Consider the following 25,116-nt stretch of genomic DNA (forward strand, 5'->3'; position numbering starts at 1 on the left):
TCATGGCTACACCCAGAGAAGTTTCTCTTCAGATGACGAGAAATATCGGCATTATGGCCCATATCGATGCTGGTAAGACTACGACTACCGAGCGTATTCTGTACTACACCGGCATCAATCATAAGATCGGCGAAGTTCATGATGGCGGCGCTACCATGGACTGGATGGTTCAGGAGCAGGAGCGTGGTATCACCATCACTTCCGCTGCTACCACCTGCTACTGGAGCCACTCTGAGACCCAGAAGGATCCGGTCGCATTCAAGAAGAACCGTCACCGCATCAACATCATCGACACTCCGGGCCACGTGGACTTCACTGTTGAGGTCCAGCGTTCCCTGCGCGTGCTGGACGGTTCTGTGACCGTTCTGGCTGCTAAGGGCGGTGTCGAGCCTCAGTCTGAGACCGTCTGGCGTCAGGCTGACGAGTACAAGGTCCCCCGCATGGTGTACGTCAACAAGATGGATACCATGGGTGCTGACTTCTTCCGCTGCATCAAGATGCTGCACGATCGTCTGCACGCAAACGGCGTGGCAATCCAGCTGCCCATCGGTCAGGAGGATACCTTCCGCGGTATCGTTGACCTGGTCGATATGAACGCTGAGGTCTACTACGACGACATGGGCAACGACATGCGCACTGAGCCCATCCCCGAGGATATGCGTGAGCAGGCCGAGGAGTACCACAACATTCTGGTCGAGGCTGTTGCCGAGAACGACGAAGAGTTGATGGAGAAGTACCTCGAGGGCGAGGAAATCACCCGTGCCGAGCTGAAGGCTGCGATCCGCAAGGAGACCATCGCCAACACTCTGGTGCCTGTGACCTGTGGCTCTTCCTACAAGAACCGCGGCGTGCAGAAGCTGCTGGACGCTATCGTTGACTATATGCCCGCACCTACCGATGTCGAGGACATCAAGGGTGTGAATCCTGAGACCGAAGAGCAGGAGACCCGTCCGTCTTCCGACGACGCTCCCTTCGCAGCTCTGGCCTTCAAGATCGCTACCGACCCGTTCGTTGGTAAGCTGGCATACTTCCGTGTTTACTCCGGTAAGGTTGAGGCAGGTACCACTGTCTACAACTCCGTGAAGGACAGCAAGGAGCGTATGGGCCGCATCCTGCAGATGCATTCTAACCACCGCAAGGATATCGACTGCTGCTATGCAGGTGATATCGCTGCTGTTGTCGGTCTGAAGAACACCACCACCGGTGACACTCTGTGTGATGAGAATCATCCCATCATTCTGGAGTCCATGAAGTTCCCCGAGCCTGTTATCCGCGTTGCCATCGAGCCTAAGACCAAGGCCGGCAACGAGAAGATGGGCATCGCGCTGGCAAAGCTGGCCGAAGAGGATCCGACCTTCAAGACCTACACCGACGAAGAGACCGGTCAGACCATTATCGCTGGTATGGGCGAGCTGCATCTGGAGATCATCGTTGACCGTCTGCTGCGTGAGTTCAAGGTTGAAGCAAATGTGGGTGCACCCCAGGTTGCTTACCGTGAGACCATCCGCAAAGAGGCCAACCAGGAGACCAAGTACGCACGTCAGTCCGGTGGTAAGGGCCAGTACGGTCATGTTAAGATCAAGATCGAGCCCAACGAGCCCGGCAAGGGTTACGAGTTCGTCAACGCCATCGTTGGCGGTGCCATCCCGAAAGAATACATCCCGGCTATCGACAATGGTATCCAGGGTGCTATGAAGTCCGGTGTTCTGGCTGGTTATCCTGTCGTTGATGTCAAGGTCACCCTGTGGGATGGTTCTTATCATGAGGTCGACTCCTCTGAAATGGCCTTCTCCATTGCTGGTTCTATGGCATTCAAGGATGCTATGCGCAAGGCTGATCCGATCATCACCGAGCCCATCATGAAGGTTGCAGTTATCGTTCCCGATGAGTATCTGGGCGATGTTATCGGCGACCTGAATGCACGCCGTGGTCAGATCCAGGGCATGGAGGCTATGGCCGGTACTCAGCGTGTTAATGCATTTGTGCCTCTGGCTCAGATGTTCGGCTACGCTACCGACCTGCGTTCCAAGACTCAGGGTCGTGGCCAGTATGTCATGGAGCCGTCTCACTACGAGCCGGTGCCCAAGAACATTGCTGACCAGATCATTGCTGGCCGCACCAAGGGCTGATTCCTGAAAAATGGATAAAGATTTTGCCGGGGTAGTGTAACTCCGGCAAAATTTCCTGTAAAAGCACTTGATTTTACAGGACAAATTTAGTAGAATAGCCTTGCAATGCAATGTCTGCATCTTGCAGGGTTGTTGTAACCAAATATCAAAACCTAAATTAAGGGAGGATATTCCAATGGCTGAAAAGGCAAAGTTCGACCGTTCTAAGCCGCATGTGAACATCGGCACCATCGGTCACGTTGACCACGGCAAGACCACTCTGACCGCCGCTATCACCAAGTACCTGGCTCTGAAGGGCGACGCAGACTTCATGGACTATGCCAACATCGATAAGGCTCCTGAGGAGCGTGCTCGTGGTATCACGATCAACTCCGCTCACGTTGAGTATCAGACCGAGGCTCGTCACTATGCTCACGTTGACTGCCCGGGCCATGCTGACTACGTTAAGAACATGATCACTGGTGCTGCTCAGATGGACGGCGCTATTCTGGTCGTTGCTGCTACCGATGGTCCCATGCCCCAGACCCGTGAGCACATCCTGCTGGCTCGTCAGGTCGGCGTGCCCTATATCGTCGTGTTCATGAACAAGTGCGATATGGTCGACGACGAAGAGCTGCTGGATCTGGTCGAGATGGAGATCCGTGAGCTGCTGAGCGAGTACGACTTCCCGGGCGACGATACCCCGATCATTCGTGGTTCCGCTCTGAAGGCTCTGGAGTCTACCTCCACCGATCCCAATGCTCCCGAGTATGCTTGCATCAAGGAGCTGATGGACGCTGTTGACACCTATATCCCCAACCCCGATCGTGAGGAAGACAAGCCCTTCCTGATGCCCATCGAGGACGTCATGACCATTTCTGGCCGTGGTACCGTTGCAACCGGTCGTGTTGAGCGTGGTATTGCTAAGGTTGGCGATGCTATGGAAATCGTCGGCATCAAGCCCGATCGTCTGAGCACCACCATCACCGGTCTGGAGATGTTCCGTAAGTCTCTGGACTTCGCTGAGGCTGGCGATAACATCGGCGCTCTGCTGCGTGGTGTTGATCGTACCCAGATCGAGCGTGGTCAGGTTCTGGCTAAGCCCGGTTCCGTGCACCCCCACAAGACCTTCGAGTCTCAGGTGTACGTTCTGACCAAGGACGAAGGCGGCCGTCATACTCCGTTCTTCTCCAACTATCGTCCTCAGTTCTACTTCCGTACCACCGACGTGACCGGTATCATCACTCTGCCCGAAGGCACTGAGATGTGCATGCCCGGCGATAACGTCATGATGCACGTTGAGCTGCTGACCCCTGTTGCTATGGAAGAGGGCCTGCGTTTCGCTATCCGTGAGGGTGGCCGTACCGTTGGTTCTGGCGTTGTTGGCAAGATCATTGAGTGATTTTGACCCTTCGCGCCTTTCCTGAGGCTAAAGGTTAAACTTACGAGAGACCTTCCCATTCCGGAGAGTGGGAAGGTCTCTTTTTACTTTGGATCCTCTGTCCGTAAGGGCAGGGGATTTTTTTTCGGCATGTCACAACTCTTTGTTTACAAAACAAGGTTGTTCTGGTATACTGAAAAAGGAAATGCTGGAAAAGTCCTATCGGCTGGTGCTGAGGGGATTTAGCAAAAAGAAACAGCGAGAACTTCTGGAAGAGGTGAAGAACAATGCCGTTTGATTATAAGAAAGAGTACAGGGAATTTTATCTTCCGCCGAAAAAACCGCATCTGATTACGATACCGCGTATGAATTTTGTGGCAGTGCACGGCAAGGGCGACCCGAATGCTCCGGGTGGAGCCTATCAGGAGGCTATGGGAGTGCTGTACGGCATTGCTTTCACCATCAAAATGAGCTATAAGGGCAGCCACAAGATGGACGGCTATTTTGAATATGTGGTTCCACCGTTGGAGGGCTTGTGGCATCAGAAGGGCGTGGATGGCGTTGACTATGCACATAAAGAAACATTTGAGTGGACATCCATGATCCGACTGCCAGAATTCGTGACGCCGGAAGCGTTTGATTGGGCCGTACAGGAAGCAACGGCAAAAAAGAAAAAGGATTTTTCCAAGGCGGAATTCCTGACCTATGACGAGGGACTTTGTATTCAGTGCCTGCATATCGGCCCTTATGATGAAGAACCGAGAACGCTGGCGCAGATGGATGCCTTTGCCGTAGAGCAGGGGTATAGGCTTGATTTTTCAGAGACACGCTTCCACCACGAAATTTATCTGAGCGATCCTCGCCGTGCTGCACCGGGGACACTGAAAACGGTGTTGCGGCATCCGGTGAAAAAATAAATACAGGAAAATTCACAAATGATGTCGCTTTTATTTGGCAGATGTGCTATACTAAAGTTACCTGTAGAAACACATTGAATGGATAAGGGAGGAGAGAATATCATGCAGCATGAAACTGTTATCGTGCTGGATTTTGGCGGCCAGTACAATCAGCTGATCGCGCGCCGTGTCCGCGAGAACAATGTCTACTGTGAGATCTATTCCTATAAAACCGATCTGTCGGTCATCAAGGCAAAGAACCCCAAGGGCATCATCTTCACCGGTGGCCCCAACAGCGTTTATTTGGAGGATTCTCCCACGATCGACCCGGAGATCTTTACATGGGGTGTGCCTGTGCTGGGTATCTGTTATGGCAGCCAGCTGATGATGCATCTGCTGGGCGGTCATGTTTGCCGTGCACCGGAGCGTGAGTACGGCAAGACGGAGGTGTTCGTGGACAATAACAGTAAAATGTTCACGGATGTACAGCCGTCCACCATCTGCTGGATGAGCCACAACGACTACATTGAGCAGGCGGCCCCGGGCTTTAAGATCACAGCCCACACGGTCAACTGCCCCGTAGCTGCGGCAGAGAACGAGGAAAAGGGCCTGTACGCAGTTCAGTTCCACCCGGAAGTGCTGCACACTGCGGAAGGCAAAAAGATGCTGCGCAACTTCGTGTACAACGTCTGCGGTTGCACCGGCGACTGGAAGATGGATTCCTTTGTGGAGAACAATGTCAAGGCCCTGCGTGAGAGCATCGGCGATGGCAAGGTGCTGTGCGCCCTGTCCGGCGGCGTGGATTCCTCCGTTCTGGCAGCTATGCTGGCTAAGGCCATCGGCAAACAGCTGACCTGTGTGTTCGTGGACCACGGTCTGCTGCGTAAGAACGAGAAGGAAGAGGTCTGCGCGGTCTTCGGCCCGGGCAATGCCAATGGCTTTGATATCAACTTTATCTGTGTAGATGCCCGCGAGCGCTATTTCAGCAAGCTGGCTGGCGTCACGGAGCCGGAACGCAAGCGTAAGATCATTGGTGAAGAGTTCATCCGTGTGTTTGAAGAGCAGGCCAAGAAGATCGGCAAGGTGGACTTCCTCGCACAGGGTACGATCTACCCTGACGTGGTCGAGAGCGGTCTGGGCGGCGAGTCTACCGTTATCAAGAGCCACCACAACGTGGGCGGTCTGCCCGACACCGTGGACTTCAAGGAGCTGGTGGAGCCGCTGCGCAACCTGTTCAAGGATGAAGTGCGTCAGGCCGGCCGTGAGCTGGGCCTGCCCGAATATCTGGTCAGCCGTCAGCCGTTCCCCGGCCCGGGTCTTGGCATCCGCATCATCGGTGAGGTGACCCCGGAGAAGGTGGCTATCGTGCAGGACGCCGATGCCATCTGGCGTGAAGAGATCGCAAAGGCTGGTCTGGATAAGGAAATCAGCCAGTACTATGCAGCCTTGACCAACATGCACAGTGTGGGCGTCATGGGCGACGAGCGCACCTATGATTACGCTGTGGCGCTGCGTGCTGTGACCACCACCGACTTTATGACGGCCGAGAGCTACAATATGCCTTGGGACGTTCTGGGCACTGTCACTAGCCGCATCGTCAATGAAGTCAAGTATGTGAACCGCGTGTTCTACGATTGCACCGGCAAACCGCCGGCGACGATCGAGCTCGAATAATGAAATACGAGAAAATATATCGTGCCCACGTTTAAAAAAACGATGAATCTTGTAAAAATGACATCACTTTGACATCATCCGCTTCAAAAACACTTGCTGGATGTACAGAGAACTGGTAGCACGGTTTATTATCGAAGAATAATTTGAAAGCCCCGGAAAGCAACGAGAAATCGAAACTTTCCGGGGCTTTTGTGACATCATGACATCAAAATGTGGCTTGTGACATCATTCTATTTCAAGTTGGCCGAGTGACATCAAATTTGAGTGATCGTTTCCGGTCTGTACGCCTGCCAGTTCCTCCAGCCGAGAAACGAGCTCTTGCTGCTTATTGGGGTATTTCCAGCTCTTTTCAAGGATGAGGTCTGAATCTTTTCTCGACTAAAGTATTTATTATAAAACCAAAAGAAACCCGGGGCCCTCTGAGTCATTTGACTTTGAAAGGGTTCCGGGTTTTGTGCGGTGTATTCTTGAGGGGCTGTTTTGCCGCAGCGACCCTCATTTATTGGAGACTTTACATGTGCAGCAGGCTGCGCTGCTCACTGGCGCGAAACTTGAGCGCAGCAGCGATAAAGGCCTTGAACAGCGGGTGAGCGCGGTTGGGACGGCTCTTGAACTCCGGATGGAACTGTGCGCCCAAATGGAAGTCACGGCCGGGCAGCTCCACAGTCTCCACCAGACGACCGTCCGGGCTGGTGCCGGAAATGACAAGACCGGCATCCTGCATTTCCTGACGGAATTCGTTGTTGAACTCGTAGCGGTGGCGGTGGCGCTCCCAGATCTCGGCCTCGCCGTAGCATTCGGCCATCTTGGTGCCGGGTGCAACCTTGCAGGGATATTTACCCAGACGCATGGTGCCGCCTTTGGGAATGTTGCCCTGCTGGTCGGCCATCAGCGCGATCACATTGTGCTTGCCGTCCGGGGTGAATTCGCTGGAATTGGCGTCCTTGTAGCCCAGAACGCCCCGGGCAAACTCCATTACCATGATCTGCATGCCAAGGCAGATGCCGAAGTAGGGAACATGGTTCTCGCGGGCATACTGTGCAGCCTGGATCATGCCCTCAATGCCGCGGTCGCCGAAACCGCCCGGCACGATGATGCCGTCCACATCTGCAAAGGCCTCCCGGCAGGCGGCCTGATCGGTCAGGTCCTCGCTCTCCACCCAGCGGATCTCTACCTGACTGTCGTTCTCAAAACCGGCGTGATACAGGCTCTCCATCACGGAGAGGTAAGCGTCGTGCAGCTTGACGTACTTGCCCACCAGTGCAATGCTGCAGGTCTTGCTGCGGGTGGCAATGCGGGACACCACCTGCTTCCACTCGGTCAGGTCGGCAGGAGGAACGTCCAGCTTGAGTTTCTTCACCACGACGTCGTCCAGACCACCGGTGTGCAGCATCAGCGGGCACTGGTACAGGCTGGGCATGGTCAGGTTCTCGATCACGCACTCAGGCTTCACATTGCAGAAGGTGCTGATCTTGCGGCGGATATCGCCGCCCACGCTGCCGTCCGCACGCAGGATGATAATGTCGGGGTTCACACCCATGCCCTGCAGCTCTTTCACAGAGTGCTGTGCGGGCTTGGATTTGTATTCGTCCGAGCCGGAAATGTAGGGCACCAGCACCACATGGATGTAGCAGCAGTTGTCACGGCCCTGCTCCAGACCCACCTGACGGATGGCCTCGAGGAAGGGCTGACTTTCGATATCACCGGTCGTGCCGCCAATCTCGGTAATGACCACATCAGCCTCGGTGGAGGAAGCCAGATTGTAGATATAACTCTTGATCTCGTTGGTGATGTGGGGGATGATCTGCACGGTCTGGCCCAGGTATGCACCCTGACGTTCCTTGTTCAGCACGTTCCAGTACACCTTGCCGGTGGTCAGGTTGGAGTATTTGTTCAGGTTCTCGTCGATGAAGCGCTCGTAGTGGCCCAGATCCAGATCGGTCTCGGTACCGTCATCCGTCACGAACACTTCGCCATGCTGCAGCGGGCTCATGGTACCCGGGTCTACGTTCACATAGGGGTCCAGCTTCTGGCTGGCCACCTTCAGACCGCGGCACTTGAGCAAACGGCCCAGCGATGCGGCCGTGATGCCCTTGCCCAGACCGGATACGACACCGCCGGTGACAAAGATGAATTTGGTTTGTTTCTCTGCCATAGAATTTCCTCCTCTATTTTTGCTTTTCTGAATTCTTTCCCTTGTAAACCTTTGTAAATTCTTTCAGGCAAACGGTCTTGCTCTCTGCCTCTCCAAAAATGAGCCGGTGAAAGCAAGGATACTTTTCCCAATCCAATATTATACACCCATGTCCTCATAATTTTCAAGGACTTCCTGTGCAATTTCTGTGCGGTCACGACGGGTATCCATGGCCTGCTTTTCTATGTAGCGGTGTGCTTCGGCTTCGGTCATGTGCTCGTGCTCCACAAGGCAGCACTTTGCACGGCTGACCAGCCGCACCTGTGCGATCTTTTCCTGTAAGCGGGCGTTCTCCTGCCGGGCACGCAGCAGCCGGTGATTGCCGGCCGCTGCCATGTGCATGGCCTGCACGAAAAGGGCAGTGCTGAAGGGCTTTGACAGCAGCAATACCCCCTGCTCGCTCAAAGGGCCCAGCAGCTGCTCAGCCTGTGCGGCTTTGACCAGAAACACAACGCCGGCATCTGTTTTTTCCACAGCATTGATGCACACCTCATGCCCGAATTCATCGGGCAGGGGAGAGTTGACTACGATCAGCTCAAAATCCGATTCCGTCATGCGACGCCGTGCTTCGGCTCCGCTGGGAATGATCACCGGGCGGCTGTAGCCCATTTCGGTCAGCCGTGCAGCGATATACTCGTTGGAGCTTGCACCGGCACTTACGATCAGTGCACGTCCCATTTCCTTCGCTCCTTTCTCCTACACACTCTTTTTTGCAGGGGTCAGATGGCGTTGAAGTAATGGGTGCGCTCGTATTCAGCAGGGTCGGACGCATGTTTCAGTGCTTCACAGCGCTTGAGCTCCTCGGTGAAGTACCGGGTGGCAAGCTGCTCGGGCAGCACTCTGCGCAAAAATTCGCTCTCCTCCGCGGCCTGTACGGCCTCTTCCAGACTGGCGGGCAGGGTCTCAAGACCGAGCCCCTCAGCCATGGAGGAGTCGAACAGATTCTTGTTCACGGGGGCAGAAAGCACCATGCGGTTCTCAATGCCGTCCAATCCGGCAGCCAGCACCAGACCAATAGCCAGATAGGGGTTGCAGGCAGGGTCCGGGCTGCGCAGTTCCATGCGGCAGTTGTCGCCCTTCACCTGCGGGATGCGCACCAGCTGGCTGCGGTTCTGGCGGCTCCAGCTCACATAGCGGGGCGCTTCATCGCAGCCAAAGCGCTGATAGCTGTTGGGCAGAGGGTTGGTGAACGCGGTCAGCTCCCGGCTGTGGGCCAGCACACCGGCCATAAAGCTGCCTGCAATGCTGTCCGGGGCAATGTCGCCCTCAAACAGGTTGCGGCCATCCATGTAAAGGGACAGGTTGATGTGCAGGCCGCTGCCCGCCTGATCCGGCAGGGGCTTGGGAAGGAAGCTTGCGTGGATGCCGCTGCGGGTGGCAATGGCGCGCACGATCTGCTTGAACATCATCACGTTGTCGGCGGTCTTGAGGGGGCCTGCGTGGTGGCAGTCGATCTCGTTCTGGCCGTTGCCGCTTTCGTGATGGCTGTGCTGAGGGCTCATGCCCATCTGCTCCATGGTCAGGCAGATGTCCCGGCGGAGGTTCTCGCCTGCGTCCAGCGGGGCCACGTCAAAGTAGCCGCCAAAGTCGATGGGGATACGGGTGGGGCGGCCCCGGTCATCATTCTCGAACAGGTAAAACTCACACTCTGCGCCCACATTGCAGGTGATGCCCAGCTTTTTGAATTTGCGGTTCACGCTGCGCAGAAAGCCGCGGCAGTTGCCGCCAAAGGGCTGGCCGTCCGGCTTTTCCACATCACAGAAGAACTGCATCACCCGGCCCTCGGTAGGGCGCCAGGGAAGGATAGTCACGGTGGACAGATCCGGCCGCAGCACAAGGTCGCTTTCCTCCACCTTCATGAAGCCGGCAATAGAACTGCCGTCGAAGCAGACACCGTCTTCCAGAGCTTTGGGCAGATCGTTTGCCAGCACGGCAATGTTCTTCTGAGTGCCAAAGATATCGCAGAAGGCAAAGCGCACAAATTTGACGTTGTTGTCCTCCACAAAATCAAGGATGTCCTGTTGGGTCGAATAGCTCATAATGGTTTCCCTTTCAAATAAAACGCCTAAAGGCCTGCCCTCAAAATGGGAGCAGGTCTTTAGGCTGGTGTAAGAAATAGGAAAAGGAGAATGGCAATTTTAAATTCCGCAGCCTACGGATGCTATTCTGCTGTTACGCTGATGAAAGATCAGACGTAGTAGAGCATCTTGCTGTAGCTGGGCAGAGGCCAATAATCCTCACCGCAGATGGTCTCGGCGTCGTCCGCAGCGGCACGCAGAGCATCCATTGCAGGCAGCACGTTGTCGTGGAAAGCAACGGCCTTTTCTGCCTCGGTGGGCAATGCCTTGGAAGCATCCACTGCATCCTGCAGGGTATCGACGGCGTCGCTCATAGCATCGGCATCGGCAGAGAGCTTGGTCAGGGTCTTGGTCTCACTGCGCACGCTGATGTTCTCGCTGACGGCCAGCTTGGAGGCGGCGGTGTTGGCAACCTCGCTCATGTAGGAGTTGACGGCAGGCAGCAGCTGCTTGCGGGCCATCTCCAGCATGGTCAGGGCCTCGATGTTGATGACCTTGGAGTAGTGCTCCAGCTCCACCTCGTAGCGGCTGTGCATCTCCACCTTGGTCAGCACCCCGAACTCTTCCATCAGGGCGATGTTCTTGGGGTCGATGAGGGCCGGCAGGGCAGCAGGAGTGTTCTTCATGTTGGGCAGGCCACGCTTGGCAGCCTCGGCCTCCCACTCGGCGGTGTAGCCGTTGCCGTTGAAGATGACCCGGCGGTGGTCCCGGATGGTGCGCTTGACCAAAGCGATGGCGGCACTGGTAAAGTCCTCAGCACCTTCCAGCTCGTCGGCGTAGCCCTTCAGCTCCTTGGCCACAGCGGTGTTCAGGATGGTATCGCAGTCGCTGAGGTTCTGAGAAGAACCGGGCATCCGGAACTCGAACTTGTTGCCGGTAAAGGCAAAGGGGGAGGTGCGGTTGCGGTCGGTGGTGTCCTTGCTGAACTTGGGCAGCACGTCCACACCCAGGTCCATCTTCATCTTGGTGGGGCCGGCGTAGGGAGAATCGGAGGCGATAGCATCGATGACAGCCTCCAGCTCCTCGCCCACAAAGATGGAGATGATGGCCGGAGGTGCCTCGTTTGCACCCAGACGGTGATCGTTGCCGGGAGTGGCCACAGAGGTCCGCAGCAGGTCGGCGTACTCGTCCACAGCCTTGATGACTGCGGCCAGGAACACCAGGAACTGCAGGTTCTCCATGGGGGTGTCACCGGGATCCAGCAGGTTCTCCTCGGTGGTGGACAGGGACCAGTTGTTGTGCTTGCCGCTGCCGTTGACCCCCTCAAAGGGCTTTTCATGCTGCAGGCAGACCAGACCGTACTTGGGAGCGATCTTCTTCATCATCTCCATGGTCAGCAGGTTGTGATCGATGGCCACATTGGTGGTATCGTAGATGGGGGCCAGCTCATGCTGGCAGGGGGCTACCTCGTTGTGCTTGGTCTTGGCAGGTACGCCCAGCTTCCACAGCTCCTCGTCCAGTTCCTTCATGAACTCGGAGACCTCGGGACGAATGACACCGAAGTAGTGCTCTTCCAGCTCCTGACCCTTGGCAGAGGGAGCACCGAACAGGGTGCGGCCGGTGAGGATCAGATCCTGACGGGCTTCGTAATCCTCCTTCTTAATAAGGAAGTACTCCTGCTCGGGGCCGACGGTGGTGGAGACGTAATCCACATCCTTGCCGAACAGCTTCAGGATGCGGATCGCCTGATTGGACAGTGCGTTCATGGAACGCAGCAGGGGGGTCTTCTTATCCAGAGCCTCGCCGGTGTAGCTGACGAATGCGGTGGGGATGCACAGCACATCATCCTTCACGAATGCGTAGCTGGTGGGGTCCCATGCAGTGTAGCCGCGGGCCTCGCAGGTGGCGCGCAGACCGCCGGAGGGGAAGGAAGATGCATCGGGCTCGCCGCGCACCAGCTCCTTGCCGGAGAACTCCATGATGGCGGTGCCGTCGCCCACAGGGGAAACAAAGCCATCGTGCTTCTCACTGGTGATGCCGGTCAGCGGCTGGAACCAGTGGGTGTAGTGGGTGGCACCCAGCTCCATGGCCCAGCGCTTCATCACGCTGGCCACAACGTTTGCCACCTCGATGTCCAGCGGAGCACCCTTGTGCAGAGTGTTCTTCAGGCTCTTATAGGTTGCGCTCGGCAGGCGCTCCTTCATCACATGTTCGTTAAAGACCTTGCTGCCGTAGATTTCCATAACATTCGCTGCCATAAATCCTACTCCTTACTTGATCTTATTTTTCTTACCCTTTCGTCTGCATTCTGGTCTGCCGCAATGCCGTACCCAGAAGAACGAAAGCTTCTTAACAAAAACAGCGCTGCGAGTCAGGAGGTGACCCACAGCGCCGTTGCTGTCTATGATTTGATTATAGCCGCTGCCGGGCAAAAAGGCAATTGACAAATCTGACGATTCTGCACAAGCAGCTTCCGGCATTTTTGGAGCATCCGCACTTGGTATGACTTTTTAAGAGAACGAACCCTCTCCGCCCGATGGGAAAAACCCTCTCAGTCATTGCTTGCGCAATGCCAGCTCTCCCGAAGGGCGAGCTTTTATCCAGCTGCCGGGTAAGTTTATTCATCATCGGAAAAGATTGTTGTTTTCCGTCCCTGCTCATAAAGCTCCCCCCCTCGGGGGAGCTGGCAAAGCCGTCAGGCTTTGACTGAGAGGGTTCAGGCAGCGCAGCAAAAAGATGCATTTACCCGATGGGGTCCCTTCTGGTGAAAATGTGTTTTTAATATACGGTGCCATTGTCCGCTACGGCCCCGCTTCGTGAAAAAGAGCTTCCGGAAAATCCGCGGATTTTCCGGAAGCTCAAACATTAAAAATAAAATTTCCGCTGAAGATGCCCAGAGTGAAACGGAGGGCATTCAAATTGTCAAATCACCTGAAAGAGGAAGAACTTCAGATAATTCGTTTCCGGCACGCCCCACAGGATCGGGTGATCCGGAGCCTGCTGCTTCACTTCGATCTGCCGCAGCTGGCGGTGCGCATCCTTTGCCGCTGCACGCAGCATCTTGATGAACAGCTCCTCGGTGGCAAAGTGGGAGCAGCTGGCAGTTGCCAGATAGCCGCCGCGGGGCAGCAGCTTCATGGCACGGTAGTTGATCTCCTTGTAGCCGCGCATGGCGTTTTCTACGGTGCGGCGCGCCTTGGTAAAGGCAGGCGGGTCCAGAATGATAAAATCGTAGGGGTGCCCCTCTTTTTCCAGCCTCGGCAGCAGCTCAAAGGTGTCCTCGCACAAAAAGTCCATATTGGTCAGACCGTTGCGCTGGGCATTGCGCTGCGCCATGGCAATGGCCTCGGCGCTGATGTCGGCGGCGGTCACACGGGCAGCGCCGCCCGCAGCGGCGTTCAGCGCAAAGCTGCCGGTGTGGGTAAAGCAGTCCAGCACGGTGTGGCCTGCGGCAAGACGTGCCACAGCCCGGCGGTTGTACTTCTGGTCAAGGAAGAAGCCGGTCTTCTGCCCATTCTCGAAGTCCACATGGTAGTAAACGCCGTTCTCGCAGATCTCGGTCTGGGTGCTTGCCGGATGAGTCTCACCGGGCAGCTCAAACCAGCCTTTGTTCTGCTCAAGACCTTCCTTGGCACGCAGAGCCTCATCGTTGCGCTCGTAGATGCCATCGATGGTCTGGCCGTCGGCACGCAGGACTTCTGCCAGAATGGGGAAGAGGATGGGTTTGAGCTTTTCCATGCCTACGCTCAGGGTCTGGGTGACGAGGATGTTGCTGAACCGGTCCACAGTCAGCCCGGGGAACTGGTCGGCCTCGCCAAAAATGACGCGGCAGGCAGAAAGGTCTGCGGGTTCCAGCACGGTTTTGCGGTAGCTCCATGCATATTCCACCCGGCGGCGCCAGAAGGCTGCATCAAAGGTGTCATTGGCGTTGCGGGAGATCAGCCGCACGCGGATCTTGCTCTTGAGCGAAACGAAGCCGGTGCCAAGATAGGAACCTTTGGTGCTGACCACATCGGCCAGAGTGCCGTTTTCCGGCTCATTTTCCGGGGAATTGAGGATGTCGTTCTCGTACACCCATGGATGCCCGCCCACCAGCAGGCCCTCGGCGTGTTTGTTGACGGTATACACAGGGTAAGCGCGTTCTTTCATATGGTTCTCCTTATCATGAACGAACTCCCTTCGTCCCGCGTTTGCAGACAGAAGGAGTAAAAATCTACTCTTTATAATAGCACAAAATCATGTTATTATAAATAAGAAATGCCCAAAATCCGCATGAAAGAGGGATGCATTATGGAAATCGAACGCAAATGGATGGTGAAGGGCTGGCCGGAGGGGCTGCCCCTCAGAGAGGAATTTGCCATGCGGCAGGGCTATATCAGCGTGCGGCCCACCGTGCGCATCCGGGAAGAAGCCCTCACTGGCGGCAGAACGGACTACATCCTCTGCTTCAAATCCGGGGGCGGCCTTGCCCGCGAGGAGATCGAGCGCAGCATCGACAAAGCGCTGTTTGAGGATCTGGAACACAAGATCATCGGCAAACCTCTCATCCCGAAGCTGCGCCGCAGCTACACCCTGCCGGACGGTTCTGTGCTGGAAGTGAACCATGTGGACGAAGGCCAGCCCACCGAGTTCTGGTATGCCGAGGTGGAGTACCCCACGGTGGAAGCGGCCCTTGCATGGCAGCCGGAAAGCTGCGGCCTTGGTGCATACCTCAGCGATGAGGTGACCGGTCAGCCCGGCCAGAGCATGGGCGAATACTGGGTGGAGACAAGAGGATGAAAAAAGTAAAACTCAAACTGGAGCTGCAATACAACTCCCCTGTGATCCTCACATTTTTCCTGCTGTCACTTCTGGTGCTGTTCCTCGACCAGTGGACGGACGGGTGGACAACCATGCACCTGTTCTGCGTCTACCGCTCCTCGCTGAAGGACCCGCTGTTCTACATCCGGCTGTTCGGCCATGTGCTGGGCCATGCCAGCTGGGACCACTTTCTGAACAACATGCTGCTGCTGCTCGTTGTTGGCCCGCCAATGGAAGAAAAGTACGGCAGCAAGCCGCTTTTGTGCGGCATGGTGTTCACCGCTCTGGTCACCGGTGTGCTGCAATGCGTGCTGTTCCCGCGTTCGGGGCTGCTGGGCGCGTCCGGCATCGTGTTCATGCTCATCATGCTCTCCTCGCTGGCGGGCTTTTCCGGAGGCATCCCGGTCACCATGCTGCTGGTAGCAGCGCTGTACTTCGGTCAGCAGGTGTACGATATCATTTTTGTGCATGATAATGTGGCAAACTTCATGCACATTGTGGGCGGCTTATGCGGCACTGCCTTTGGCTACTACAGTGCGTTGCACAGCCGCCGCAGGCCGGCAAAAGCGGTGAAGTTTTCCAGCACGAACAGCCGCCGGAAGCGCTGAACCCACTGTGGACATAGGCTGATTTTGAAAAATTTGCAAACAGGTATTGACAAACGAAAAATCCGTGGTTTAATATAGCCAAATTCAATACACTAAACCGTTGAAGCGGAGATAACGGCGAACCACGCCTGTACAGAGAGCCTGCGCAGCTGAGAAGCAGACCGGAAACAGTTCGTCAAGGAAAGTGTGATTTTGCGTCGCTTTTCCCGAAATGGACCGCTGAGGGTGCAGGGAACTGCGGCGCTTTTGCCGCATAGTATTCTGCAACGTGAGGGCATACGTCAGTTGCCGGGGATGTGTTGGCATCCCGCCAAGTGCATGGGGTCATACCCATGAAATCAGGGTGGTACCGCGGATAAAAGGCCAAGCTTTATTCGTCCCTGACAGAAGAGCGTTCTTCTGTCGGGGGCGTTTTGTTTTACACTCCTTCGGCAGAAGAGCCGGGGGAGTTTTTGTTTTTACAGAAAGGGGAAGCGGCCATGAAGATACAGCCCGCGCTTTGTATACCCCATCCATGGGGTGCAGTTCCATCCTGACCCCGCAGGGCCGGTCGATCTTGAAAAATTTTATGGAGGGTTAAGAAAATGATCAAGGAAGCAATCGTGAAGATCGTCAGCAAACAGGACCTGACCTATGATGAAGCCTACGCCGTGATGAACGAGATCATGAGCGGCGAGACCACGCCCACCCAGAACGCAGCCTTTCTGGCGGCACTCTCCACCAAGAGCGCCAAGGCGGAGACGACCGACGAGATCGCAGGCTGCGCTGCTGCCATACGGGATCACGCCACCAAGGTGGATGCCGACATGGAGCTTTTCGAGATCGTAGGCACCGGCGGCGACAACGCCCGCAGCTTTAATATCTCCACCACCTCGGCGCTGGTGGCGGCGGCAGGCGGCATGAAGGTGGCCAAGCACGGCAACCGGGCCGCCTCCTCCCAGTGCGGCACCGCCGACTGTCTGGAAGCACTGGGCGTGAACATTCAGCAGAGCCCCGCCCGCTGCGTAGAGCTGCTGAACGAGGTGGGTATCTGCTTCTTCTTTGCCCAGAAGTACCACGCCTCCATGAAGTATGTGGGCCCCATCCGCAGGGAACTGGGCTTCCGCACCGTGTTCAACATCCTTGGACCGCTCACCAATCCCGGTTCGCCTGCCATGCAGCTGCTGGGCGTCTACGATGAATACCTTGTGGAGCCGCTGGCACAGGTGCTCATCAGTCTGGGGGTCCGGCGCGGTATGGTGGTCTACGGCAAGGATAAGCTGGACGAGATCTCCCTCAGTGCTCCCACCAGAGTGTGTGAGATCAAGGATGGCTGGTACAAGTGCTACACCATCACGCCGGAGCAGTTCGGTCTGACCCGCTGCGAAAAGGCCGACCTTGTGGGCGGTGCCCCGGCAGAAAATGCCGCCATCACCCGCGCCATTCTGGCAGGCGAGAAGGGCCCCAAGCGTGACGCCGTTCTGCTGAACGCGGGCGCATCCCTCTACATCGGCGGCAAAGCGGACACGATGGCCGACGGCATCCAGCTGGCCGCCCGGCTCATCGACAGCGGCAAGGCGGCGGCTGTGCTGGAAAAGTTCATTGAGGTGAGCAATCGCCCGGAGGAAAATGCATGAACATCTTAGACCAGCTGGCCGAACACGCCCGGCAGCGGGTGGAAGCGGCAAAGCAGACCCTGCCGCTGGCCGAAATAAAGCGGCAGGCGCTGTCCCTGCCCAAAGGGGACTTCCGGTTTGAAAAAGCCCTTGCAAAGCCGGGGCTTGCCTTTATCTGTGAGTGTAAAAAAGCATCGCCCTCCAAGGGGCTCATCGCACCGGAGTTCCCGTACCTGCAGATCGTCAGAGAATACGAAGCCGCCGGGGCAGATGCCATCTCGGTGCTGACCGAGCCAAAGTGGTTTTTGGGCAGTGACGCCTATCTGAAAGAGATCACTTCTGCTGTTTCCACACCCTGCCTGCGCAAGGATTTTACCGTGGATGCGTACATGATCTACGAAGCAAAGCTTCTGGGCGCTTCGGCGGTGCTGCTCATCTGCGCGATTCTGAACGATGCACAGCTCAAAGAGTATCTTGCCATCTGCGAGGACTTGGGACTCTCCGCTCTGGTGGAAGCGCATGATGACGCCGAAGTGGACCGGGCACTTGCCGCCGGGGCACGCATCCTCGGTGTGAACAACCGCAACCTGAAAACCTTCACGGTGGACACCGAAAACAGCCGCCGCCTGCGCTCCCGTATCCCGCAGGATGTGCTTTTTGTCTCGGAAAGCGGCGTAAAAACTGCCGAAGATGTTGCCGGGCTTGCAGCCATCGGGGCAGACGCAGTGCTCATTGGTGAAACGCTCATGCGTGCGCCGGATAAGACCGCAAAGCTGCGGGAATTGAAAGGACTGCTATGACAAGGATCAAATTGTGTGGCCTGACCCGTCCGGAGGATATCGCAGCGGCAAATGCCCTGCAGCCGGAGTACATCGGCTTTGTGTTTGCCCCCAAAAGCAGACGGTATGTTTCCCGGGAATTGGCCGCAGAATTAAAAGCACAGCTTTCCCCCGGGATCCAGGCCGTGGGCGTGTTCGTGAACGAAGCACCGGAAACGGTGGCGGGCCTGCTGAATGCGGGCATTGTCGATATCGCCCAGCTTCATGGGCAGGAGGATGCCGCTTACATTGCCCGGCTGCGGGGGCTGACCGCAAGGCCGCTCTGGCAGGCCTTCCGCGTGACGGATGCCGAAAGCCTTGCAAAGGCGGAAAAAAGCCCGGCAGACCTTATTCTGCTGGATTCCGGCGCAGGCGGAACGGGCAGGGCCTTTGACTGGGCGCTGCTGGAAAATTTCAAGCGGGATTATCTTCTTGCCGGAGGGCTTGGCCCGGAAAATGCGGCCGATGCTGTGGAGCGTCTGCACCCCTATGCGGTGGATGTGAGCTCCGGCATTGAGACGGCAGGGAAGAAGGACCCCGAAAAGATGGCGGCATTCGTGGCCGCGGTACGCAAAAACGACCAATCAGGAAAGGAATGAACGACCATGACAAACCCCAACGGACGCTTTGGCATCCACGGCGGACAATATATCCCCGAAACGCTGATGAATGCCGTCATTGAACTGGAAGAGGCCTACAACCATTACAAAGATGACCCGGAATTCAATCGGGAGCTCACCGAACTGCTCAACGAGTACGCAGGCCGCCCCAGCCGCCTGTACTATGCAAAAAAGATGACCGAGGACCTCGGCGGTGCAAAGATCTACCTCAAGCGTGAGGACCTGAATCACACCGGTGCGCACAAGATCAACAATGTTCTCGGGCAGGCGCTGCTGGCCAAAAAGATGGGCAAGACCCGCCTCATCGCCGAGACCGGTGCCGGTCAGCATGGCGTTGCCACCGCCACTGCCGCTGCCCTGATGGGCATGGAGTGCGTGGTGTTCATGGGCGAGGAGGACACCAAACGTCAGGCCCTGAACGTCTACCGGATGCGTCTTTTGGGCGCAGAGGTCATTCCCGTCACCAGCGGCACCGGCACGCTGAAGGATGCCGTGTCCGAAGCCATGCGCGAGTGGACCGGCCGCATCAGCGACACCCATTACTGCCTTGGCTCGGTGATGGGCCCGCATCCGTTCCCCACCATCGTGCGTGATTTTCAGGCGGTTATTTCCAAGGAGATCAAGGAGCAGATACTGGAAAAGGAAGGCCGCCTGCCGGATGCCGTCATTGCCTGCGTGGGCGGCGGCTCCAATGCCATTGGCAGCTTCTATAATTTCATCAATGATAAAGATGTGCGCCTCATCGGCTGTGAGGCCGCAGGCCGCGGCATCGACACCTTCGAGACTGCCGCTACCATCAATACGGGCCGTCTGGGCATTTTCCACGGCATGAAGTCCTATTTCTGTCAGGATGAATACGGTCAGATCGCGCCGGTCTACTCCATTTCTGCCGGTCTGGATTATCCCGGCATCGGCCCGGAGCACGCATGGCTGCATGATATCGGCCGCGCCGAGTATGTGGCAATTACGGACGACGAAGCCGTGAACGCATTTGAGTATCTGGCACGCACCGAGGGCATCATCCCGGCCATTGAATCGGCCCACGCCGTGGCCCATGCCATCCGGCTGGCACCCACTATGGACAAGGAACAGATCATCGTCATCACCATTTCTGGCCGCGGCGATAAGGACTGCGCCGCCATTGCCCGCTACAGAGGGGAGGATCTTCATGAGTAACATTGCAAAGGCCTTTGCCAACGGCAAGGCGTTCATTCCGTTCACCACCTGCGGCGACCCGGATCTGGAAACCACTGCCGCCGCCGTCCGCGCCATGGCGGCAAACGGCGCCGACCTCATCGAGCTGGGCATCCCGTTCTCGGACCCCACCGCCGAGGGCCCGGTCATTCAGGGGGCCAACATCCGCGCCCTGAAAGCGGGGACCACCACGGATAAGGTCTTTGACTTTGTCCGCGAGGTGCGGAAAGATGTTTCGATCCCCATGGTGTTCATGACCTATGCAAATGTCGTGTTCTCCTACGGCGCAGAGCGGTTCATCTCTACCTGCGCGGAGATCGGCATCGACGGGCTGATCCTGCCCGACCTGCCCTATGAGGAAAAAGAGGAGTTTGCGCCCATCTGCCATAAGTACGGTGTGGACCTGATCTCGATGATCGCTCCTACCTCTGAAAACCGCATTGCCATGATCGCCAAAGAAGCCGAGGGATTTTTGTATATCGTGTCCAGTCTGGGTGTCACCGGTACCCGCAGCGAGATCCGGACCGACCTTGCGTCCATCGTGAAGGTGGTGCGGGAAAACACCGCAGTGCCCTGTGCCATCGGCTTTGGCATCTCCACACCGGAGCAGGCGGCAAAGATGGCGGGCATCGCCGATGGTGCGATCGTGGGTTCCGCCGTCATCAAGCTGCTGGATCAGTACGGCAAGGATGCCCCGGAGCAGATCGGTGCCTATGTCAAGCGCATGAAGGATGCCGTAAGAGGGTAAGAATATTCATAGAATATAACTTTACCGTTTGCGAAGAGGAAATGACTGAGGGTCATTTCCTCTTCGCTTTTTGCTGTAAATTTTGGAGCTCAAAATGCATTGAACGGAACGGCCTTTCTCGTGAAAAAAGTGGTCTGGAAACAACTGCGGTTGTTTCCAGACCACAAATAAAATTATAAATTCCTCTGCTTATGCTCAGAGCGAAGCGGAGAGCATGCTTTCATAAGAAATGCCTCCTCTAATTTCTTAACACTTTCCCAGAAAAACAAAAAGCCCGCAGTGGTTTGCACCACGGACAACTTTTGCAAAAAATCACGAGAAGTCGGACTTTTAATGTCTGCCTGACTGCGCAAAAGAAAATGCACCCGGCTGCTGTGGTCCTGCCCACACGCCGGGTGCATTTTTATGCTCAGAATCATTACAGGTCGCTGCGGGGCAAAGCCGCCATGGCCCAGAAATCCAGCTCATACACAGAGCAGGCATGGAAGATCTCGCGGCAGCGGGCAAGACGCTCCGGGCTCAGGCCCTCACAGGTCTTTTCTGCAAATGCAGCCCAGTCGCGGCAGGCTTCCTCGTAGTCCCTGCCTGCATAGTCTGCCACCAGCGCACCATAGGGGGCATCCTGCACAGCGGGATGCTCTTTCAGCAGCTTCTGGAAGATCCAGCTGTAGCTCAGCATGCAGGGCAGGCAGGCCATCATGCACTCGGCTGCGCCCTCGCTTTTTCTGGCGGTGTCGATCATGTAGTCCACATAGGCGCGGTTCTCCGGCCGCAGCGGCAGGCTCTGGATGCCCTTATCGGTCAGCCCGAACTGCCTCAGGCAGCGCAGGCGTTCGGCGTCCTCACTCTCGTTTACGAAGGACAGCAGGGAATAGTAGGTGCGGATGGTCTGCATATCTGCCGCCTTGGTCATGCCCCATGCGAACACCTTGGCATATTCCCGCAGGTAAAGGCTGTCCTCTACAATGTAGCCCTTAAAGCAAGCTTCGTCCAGCGTGCCGTCCGCAAGTCTTTCCAGAAATTCCGAATGCAGGCACTGCTCCCACACGGGCAGACTTTCCTGTACCAGCTGCTGCACAAAAGACTGCTCACTCACCAACAAATTCTCCCTTCAGTGCAAACATGTGGTTCATGGGGCCGGAGCCATGGCCCAGATCCAGCATGGCAGAAAGACAGCCGGAAATATAGGCTTTTGCCCGCTCCACAGAAGCATCCAGATCATAGCCCTTTGCCAGATTGGATGCAATGGCGCTGGAAAGGGTGCAGCCGGTGCCGTGCGTATTGGGGTTGTCAATGCGTCTGCCCCGGAACCACTTGCCGCAGCCGTTCCGCCACAGCAGGTCGTCGGCGTCATTGATCTGGTGGCCGCCCTTGCACAGCACGGCGCAGTGATATTTTTCACTGATGCGCTGTGCGGCAGCTTCCATGCCTGCCGCGTCGGTGATCTTCATGCCGGAGAGGATCTCGGCCTCCGGGATATTGGGGGTGACGACCTCTGCCATGGGCAGCAGCTTTTCGGTCAGTGCCTGCACGGCGTCATCCCGCAGCAGCTTGGAACCGGAAGTGGCTACCATCACGGGATCCACCACGATGTGCTTTGCATCATAGCTGCGCAGCTTTTCGGCAATTACCCCGATCAGCTCAGCCGAGGACACCATGCCGATCTTGACGGCGTCCGGGTAGATGTCGGTGAAAATGGAGTCGATCTCCTGCGCCAGAAATTCCGGGGTGGCTTCAAAAATGCCGATAACACCGGTGGTGTTCTGGGCGGTCAGGGCGGTGATGGCGCTCATGGCATACACGCCGTTGGCGGTCATGGTCTTGATATCGGCCTGAATGCCGGCGCCGCCGCTGGAATCGCTGCCGGCAATGGTCAATGCGGTTTTCATAGCAATAACTTCCTTTGCATCAAAATGCGGAAATGCCCACAGGGAGACACTTCCGCATGCTGAAGCAGTGGTATCTCCCTACGTTGGCATTATCCAAATCAGGTCACAGGTCTGGGCAGACAGCCCACTCTCAGCCTGCTTTTGCAAGCTCCCTTTTCTGTGCACAAGCATACCACAGTGCAGCTTTATTTGCAAGTAGTGCCGGGCCTTGCAAAGCGTAGCGAACGTGGTAAAATGAGAAAAAACAAAAAGGGGAAACACCATGAACATTACAGTCTATCTTGGGGCAAATGAAGGCAGCGATCCGGCATTGGCAGCGGCTGTCCGGGAGCTGGGCAGCTGGATCGGCGCAAACGGGCATCACCTTGTATACGGTGGCTCCCGCAGCGGTCTGATGGGCCTGCTGGCGCAGAGCGCACTGGATGCGGGCGGCACCGTGACCGGTGTGGAGCCGCAGTTTTTTATTCAGCAGGAGCTGCAGCATGACGGCCTGACCGAATTGATCGTTACCAGAGATATGGCTGAGCGCAAGACGAAGATGATCGAGCTGGGGGATGCCTTTATCGCATTTCCCGGCGGCACAGGCACGCTGGAAGAAATTGCAGAAGTGATGTCCCGGGTCTCGCTGGGTCAGCTGGATGCGCCCTGCATCCTTTATGATCTGAACGGCTACTACGACAGCCTGAAAGCACTGCTGGACAAAATGATCGAGAAGGGCCTTTCCACGCCGCAGCGCCAGCAGGGCATCCGATTTGCAGCGAATCTGGAAGAGATCGCAACAATTTTGAATAAAGCCTAAAAGGGAACGCTTCTCACGGCCGGGAAGCGTTCCCTTTTTATATCATTCTCCCAGAGCAGTGCGGAGATTCGCAAGGACCTTCTGGCTCAGCAGCACAAAGGCCTGCTTGGTGCGCCCGGCGGAAACATTGGCGCAGTGTACGTTCTCGCGTTCAAAAAAGCCCTCGCTCACCGGGCCTGCAGCGGCGCGGGTATCGCAGAAGAAATGGGTGCCTGGCAGAGTGAGCCAATCTTCCAGTGCGGCCGAGTCAAAGCCCGGGCCGATGGAGGTGTTGAACAGCACCTTTCCCTCGCCCAGCTGCGCAAATTCGTCCTTGCCCAGCAGCAGGACATTTTTGTTCAGGCAGGTGAACACCACCTCGCTCTCGGTCAGCAGCTGTGCCAGCGGCTTGTAGGCCATGCCGGAGGCTTCGGCATCGGGCTTGCGGGTGCGGCTGTAATAGGCAATGTCGGCACCCATGAACTGCAGAGCATCGGCAATCATTTTGCCGGACACACCCAGCCCGACGATGCCGACCTTCAGCCCGGTGATCTCCACCGGCTCGTCCCGCAGCATGGGCATTCCAAAACCGTGCAGGATGCCGATGAGCTCGTGCAGAACGTACTCCACAACGCCGCGGTCGCCGTAGTCCCGGATGCCCAGCACTTTGATGCCGCGGGTGCGGGCATAGGCGATATCTACGTTGGCGCTCTCTTCCGAATACAGACTGCAGCACATGCCGATGTAACGGATATTCGGGCAGCGCTCGATCACGCTTTTGCCCATGCGGGAGGTATAGCTCAGAAGCACGGCATCGGCATCCCCGACACGCCGCACGATCTCGTCATCGTCCGCCGGGATATCGCGGTACAGGGTCACCTCTTCTGCATACTGATGCAGTTCCTGCTCGGCAGAGGGGATCAGGCTGACCGGCTCAATGGCTACCAGTTTATGGAACATGTGCAGATCCTCCTTTTAATAGAAGCACACAGGGGAAGCGAGATTGCGCAGCAGGGAAACCACACTCCAGCCAGCAATGGCGCTGGTGGAAGAGCAGATGTCCACCACAGCCTTCACACCCTCGATCTCGGCAGTGATGCGGTGATCGTCACCCACCCAGCCGGGGACGGAATGCATGGTCACGCTGGTGATCTCCGGGCCGGTGGTGGCCAGAGAGGTGGCCACGGCTACGTTGACCCGGCGCGGGAAGGTGGCAATGGCCTGCTTGGCATTGCCTGTGAACACGGTGGTCTTTTCCGTATCGGTGAGCAGGTGCTCCTCCCATACGGGCGTGTTGCGGAAGCCTCTTGCGCCGGTGTGGGTCTCGATGCCTGCGGTCTCGGCCAGCTGCTGGGCCTGAGCCATCAGGGTGACGGTCTGCAGTACATCAAAGCCGCCGATGGCACCGCTTGCAAGATGCACCTTGGCATCACCCTCTGCGGCAGCGGCCTTGACCTGCTCATAAAAGGCAAGGTCTGCAAACGCGCCAATGGAAATGATGACCAGATTCACGCCCTTTTTCAGCACAGGCACAGCCATGGCGCGCACAGCCTCCACCGAAGCGGTCTCCACGATGTACTCCGGCTCCAGCGCCAGCAGGGCGTCCACATCGTCACACACGGCACAGCCCACCGTTTCGGCAGTCTTTTCTGCCGAAGCACGGGTGCGGCTGGTCACGCCCACCAGCTCATAGTCCGGCAGCAGACCGTTCTTCCATGCATCGGCCACAATGTTGCCCAGAAATCCGCAGCCTACAATGCCAAATTTTGTTTTCATATCCTAAACTCCTTTTTCT

The 25,116-nt window shown here is 56.7% G+C and carries 21 protein-coding genes and 1 riboswitch; of the genes, 12 read left to right on the top strand and 9 right to left on the bottom strand.

Going from position 1 to position 25,116, the window contains the following annotated elements:
• Positions 1–2: 2 nt before the first annotated feature.
• The 4 genes from fusA (at position 3) to guaA (ending at position 6,059) form a co-directional block, all read left to right on the top strand.
• A complete protein-coding gene (gene fusA, locus ACNSPV_RS09075) occupies positions 3–2,129 on the top strand; it encodes an elongation factor G (protein ID WP_348583668.1) in 2,127 nt (708 codons plus the stop codon).
• A gap of 175 nt (positions 2,130–2,304) precedes the next feature.
• A complete protein-coding gene (gene tuf, locus ACNSPV_RS09080; RefSeq protein WP_348583667.1) occupies positions 2,305–3,510 on the top strand; it encodes an elongation factor Tu in 1,206 nt (401 codons plus the stop codon).
• 266 nt (positions 3,511–3,776) lie between these two features.
• The gene (locus ACNSPV_RS09085; RefSeq protein WP_348583666.1) at positions 3,777–4,406 is read left to right on the top strand and encodes a GyrI-like domain-containing protein; all 630 of its coding nucleotides are present in this window, start codon (positions 3,777–3,779) and stop codon (positions 4,404–4,406) included.
• A gap of 102 nt (positions 4,407–4,508) precedes the next feature.
• Positions 4,509–6,059, top strand: coding sequence for a glutamine-hydrolyzing GMP synthase (gene guaA, locus ACNSPV_RS09090; protein ID WP_348583665.1), 1,551 nt, complete (start codon positions 4,509–4,511; stop codon positions 6,057–6,059).
• A gap of 511 nt (positions 6,060–6,570) precedes the next feature.
• Here the strand turns inward: guaA and ACNSPV_RS09095 are convergent.
• The 5 genes from ACNSPV_RS09095 to ACNSPV_RS09115 all read right to left on the bottom strand — a co-directional run bounded on the left by ACNSPV_RS09095 (position 6,571) and on the right by ACNSPV_RS09115 (position 14,420).
• Complete coding sequence (locus tag ACNSPV_RS09095) at positions 6,571–8,214, bottom strand: CTP synthase (RefSeq protein ID WP_339394718.1); 1,644 nt, start codon at positions 8,212–8,214, stop codon at positions 6,571–6,573.
• Between the two features lie 138 nt (positions 8,215–8,352).
• A complete protein-coding gene (locus ACNSPV_RS09100; RefSeq protein ID WP_348583664.1) occupies positions 8,353–8,931 on the bottom strand; it encodes an ANTAR domain-containing response regulator in 579 nt (192 codons plus the stop codon).
• Positions 8,932–8,972: 41 nt separating this feature from the next.
• The gene (locus ACNSPV_RS09105; RefSeq protein ID WP_348583663.1) at positions 8,973–10,292 is read right to left on the bottom strand and encodes a glutamine synthetase family protein; all 1,320 of its coding nucleotides are present in this window, start codon (positions 10,290–10,292) and stop codon (positions 8,973–8,975) included.
• Between the two features lie 149 nt (positions 10,293–10,441).
• The gene (locus tag ACNSPV_RS09110) at positions 10,442–12,529 is read right to left on the bottom strand and encodes a glutamine synthetase III (protein WP_348583662.1); all 2,088 of its coding nucleotides are present in this window, start codon (positions 12,527–12,529) and stop codon (positions 10,442–10,444) included.
• A gap of 664 nt (positions 12,530–13,193) precedes the next feature.
• Positions 13,194–14,420 carry a class I SAM-dependent rRNA methyltransferase gene (locus tag ACNSPV_RS09115; RefSeq protein ID WP_339394721.1) on the bottom strand — a complete coding sequence of 409 codons (1,227 nt, stop codon included), beginning with the start codon at positions 14,418–14,420 and terminating at the stop codon, positions 13,194–13,196.
• Positions 14,421–14,561: 141 nt separating this feature from the next.
• Here ACNSPV_RS09115 and ACNSPV_RS09120 point away from each other — a divergent pair, with 141 nt between their 5' ends.
• The 7 genes from ACNSPV_RS09120 (at position 14,562) to trpA (ending at position 20,654) form a co-directional block, all read left to right on the top strand.
• Positions 14,562–15,050 carry a CYTH domain-containing protein gene (locus ACNSPV_RS09120; protein WP_348583661.1) on the top strand — a complete coding sequence of 163 codons (489 nt, stop codon included), beginning with the start codon at positions 14,562–14,564 and terminating at the stop codon, positions 15,048–15,050.
• Entirely contained in the window at positions 15,047–15,679 is a 633-nt protein-coding gene (locus ACNSPV_RS09125) for a rhomboid family intramembrane serine protease (RefSeq protein WP_005941761.1), read from the top strand. Before ACNSPV_RS09120 ends, ACNSPV_RS09125 begins: the two co-directional genes overlap by 4 nt.
• Positions 15,680–16,263: 584 nt before the next feature.
• Positions 16,264–17,295 (top strand): anthranilate phosphoribosyltransferase, encoded by a 1,032-nt coding sequence (gene trpD, locus ACNSPV_RS09130; protein ID WP_348583660.1) that lies wholly within the window; start codon positions 16,264–16,266, stop codon positions 17,293–17,295.
• Positions 17,292–18,074 (top strand): indole-3-glycerol phosphate synthase TrpC, encoded by a 783-nt coding sequence (trpC, locus tag ACNSPV_RS09135; RefSeq protein ID WP_348583659.1) that lies wholly within the window; start codon positions 17,292–17,294, stop codon positions 18,072–18,074. The genes trpD and trpC overlap by 4 nt, the downstream gene beginning before the upstream one ends.
• The gene (locus tag ACNSPV_RS09140; RefSeq protein WP_348583658.1) at positions 18,071–18,691 is read left to right on the top strand and encodes a phosphoribosylanthranilate isomerase; all 621 of its coding nucleotides are present in this window, start codon (positions 18,071–18,073) and stop codon (positions 18,689–18,691) included. Before trpC ends, ACNSPV_RS09140 begins: the two co-directional genes overlap by 4 nt.
• Positions 18,692–18,697: 6 nt before the next feature.
• Complete coding sequence (trpB, locus tag ACNSPV_RS09145) at positions 18,698–19,888, top strand: tryptophan synthase subunit beta (protein WP_348583657.1); 1,191 nt, start codon at positions 18,698–18,700, stop codon at positions 19,886–19,888.
• Positions 19,881–20,654 carry a tryptophan synthase subunit alpha gene (trpA, locus tag ACNSPV_RS09150; RefSeq protein ID WP_348583656.1) on the top strand — a complete coding sequence of 258 codons (774 nt, stop codon included), beginning with the start codon at positions 19,881–19,883 and terminating at the stop codon, positions 20,652–20,654. Before trpB ends, trpA begins: the two co-directional genes overlap by 8 nt.
• Before the next feature lie 418 nt (positions 20,655–21,072).
• Here trpA and ACNSPV_RS09155 read toward each other — a convergent pair whose 3' ends face one another.
• Entirely contained in the window at positions 21,073–21,750 is a 678-nt protein-coding gene (locus tag ACNSPV_RS09155) for a TENA/THI-4 family protein (RefSeq protein ID WP_348583655.1), read from the bottom strand.
• Positions 21,743–22,543, bottom strand: coding sequence for a bifunctional hydroxymethylpyrimidine kinase/phosphomethylpyrimidine kinase (gene thiD / locus ACNSPV_RS09160; RefSeq protein ID WP_348583654.1), 801 nt, complete (start codon positions 22,541–22,543; stop codon positions 21,743–21,745). The genes ACNSPV_RS09155 and thiD overlap by 8 nt, the downstream gene beginning before the upstream one ends.
• Positions 22,544–22,605: 62 nt before the next feature.
• Positions 22,606–22,708: riboswitch (TPP riboswitch) on the bottom strand.
• A gap of 97 nt (positions 22,709–22,805) precedes the next feature.
• Here thiD and ACNSPV_RS09165 point away from each other — a divergent pair.
• A complete protein-coding gene (locus tag ACNSPV_RS09165; protein WP_348583653.1) occupies positions 22,806–23,342 on the top strand; it encodes a TIGR00730 family Rossman fold protein in 537 nt (178 codons plus the stop codon).
• A 42-nt stretch (positions 23,343–23,384) separates the two neighbouring features.
• Here ACNSPV_RS09165 and ACNSPV_RS09170 read toward each other — a convergent pair whose 3' ends face one another.
• Positions 23,385–24,281 (bottom strand): D-isomer specific 2-hydroxyacid dehydrogenase family protein, encoded by an 897-nt coding sequence (locus ACNSPV_RS09170; RefSeq protein ID WP_348583652.1) that lies wholly within the window; start codon positions 24,279–24,281, stop codon positions 23,385–23,387.
• A gap of 15 nt (positions 24,282–24,296) precedes the next feature.
• Positions 24,297–25,097 carry an aspartate dehydrogenase domain-containing protein gene (locus ACNSPV_RS09175; protein ID WP_348583651.1) on the bottom strand — a complete coding sequence of 267 codons (801 nt, stop codon included), beginning with the start codon at positions 25,095–25,097 and terminating at the stop codon, positions 24,297–24,299.
• Between the last annotated feature and the right edge of the window lie 19 nt (positions 25,098–25,116).

The sequence above is a fragment of the Faecalibacterium sp. 3 genome (genome assembly GCF_048323735.1).
Lineage (GTDB): Bacteria > Bacillota > Clostridia > Oscillospirales > Ruminococcaceae > Faecalibacterium > Faecalibacterium wellingii.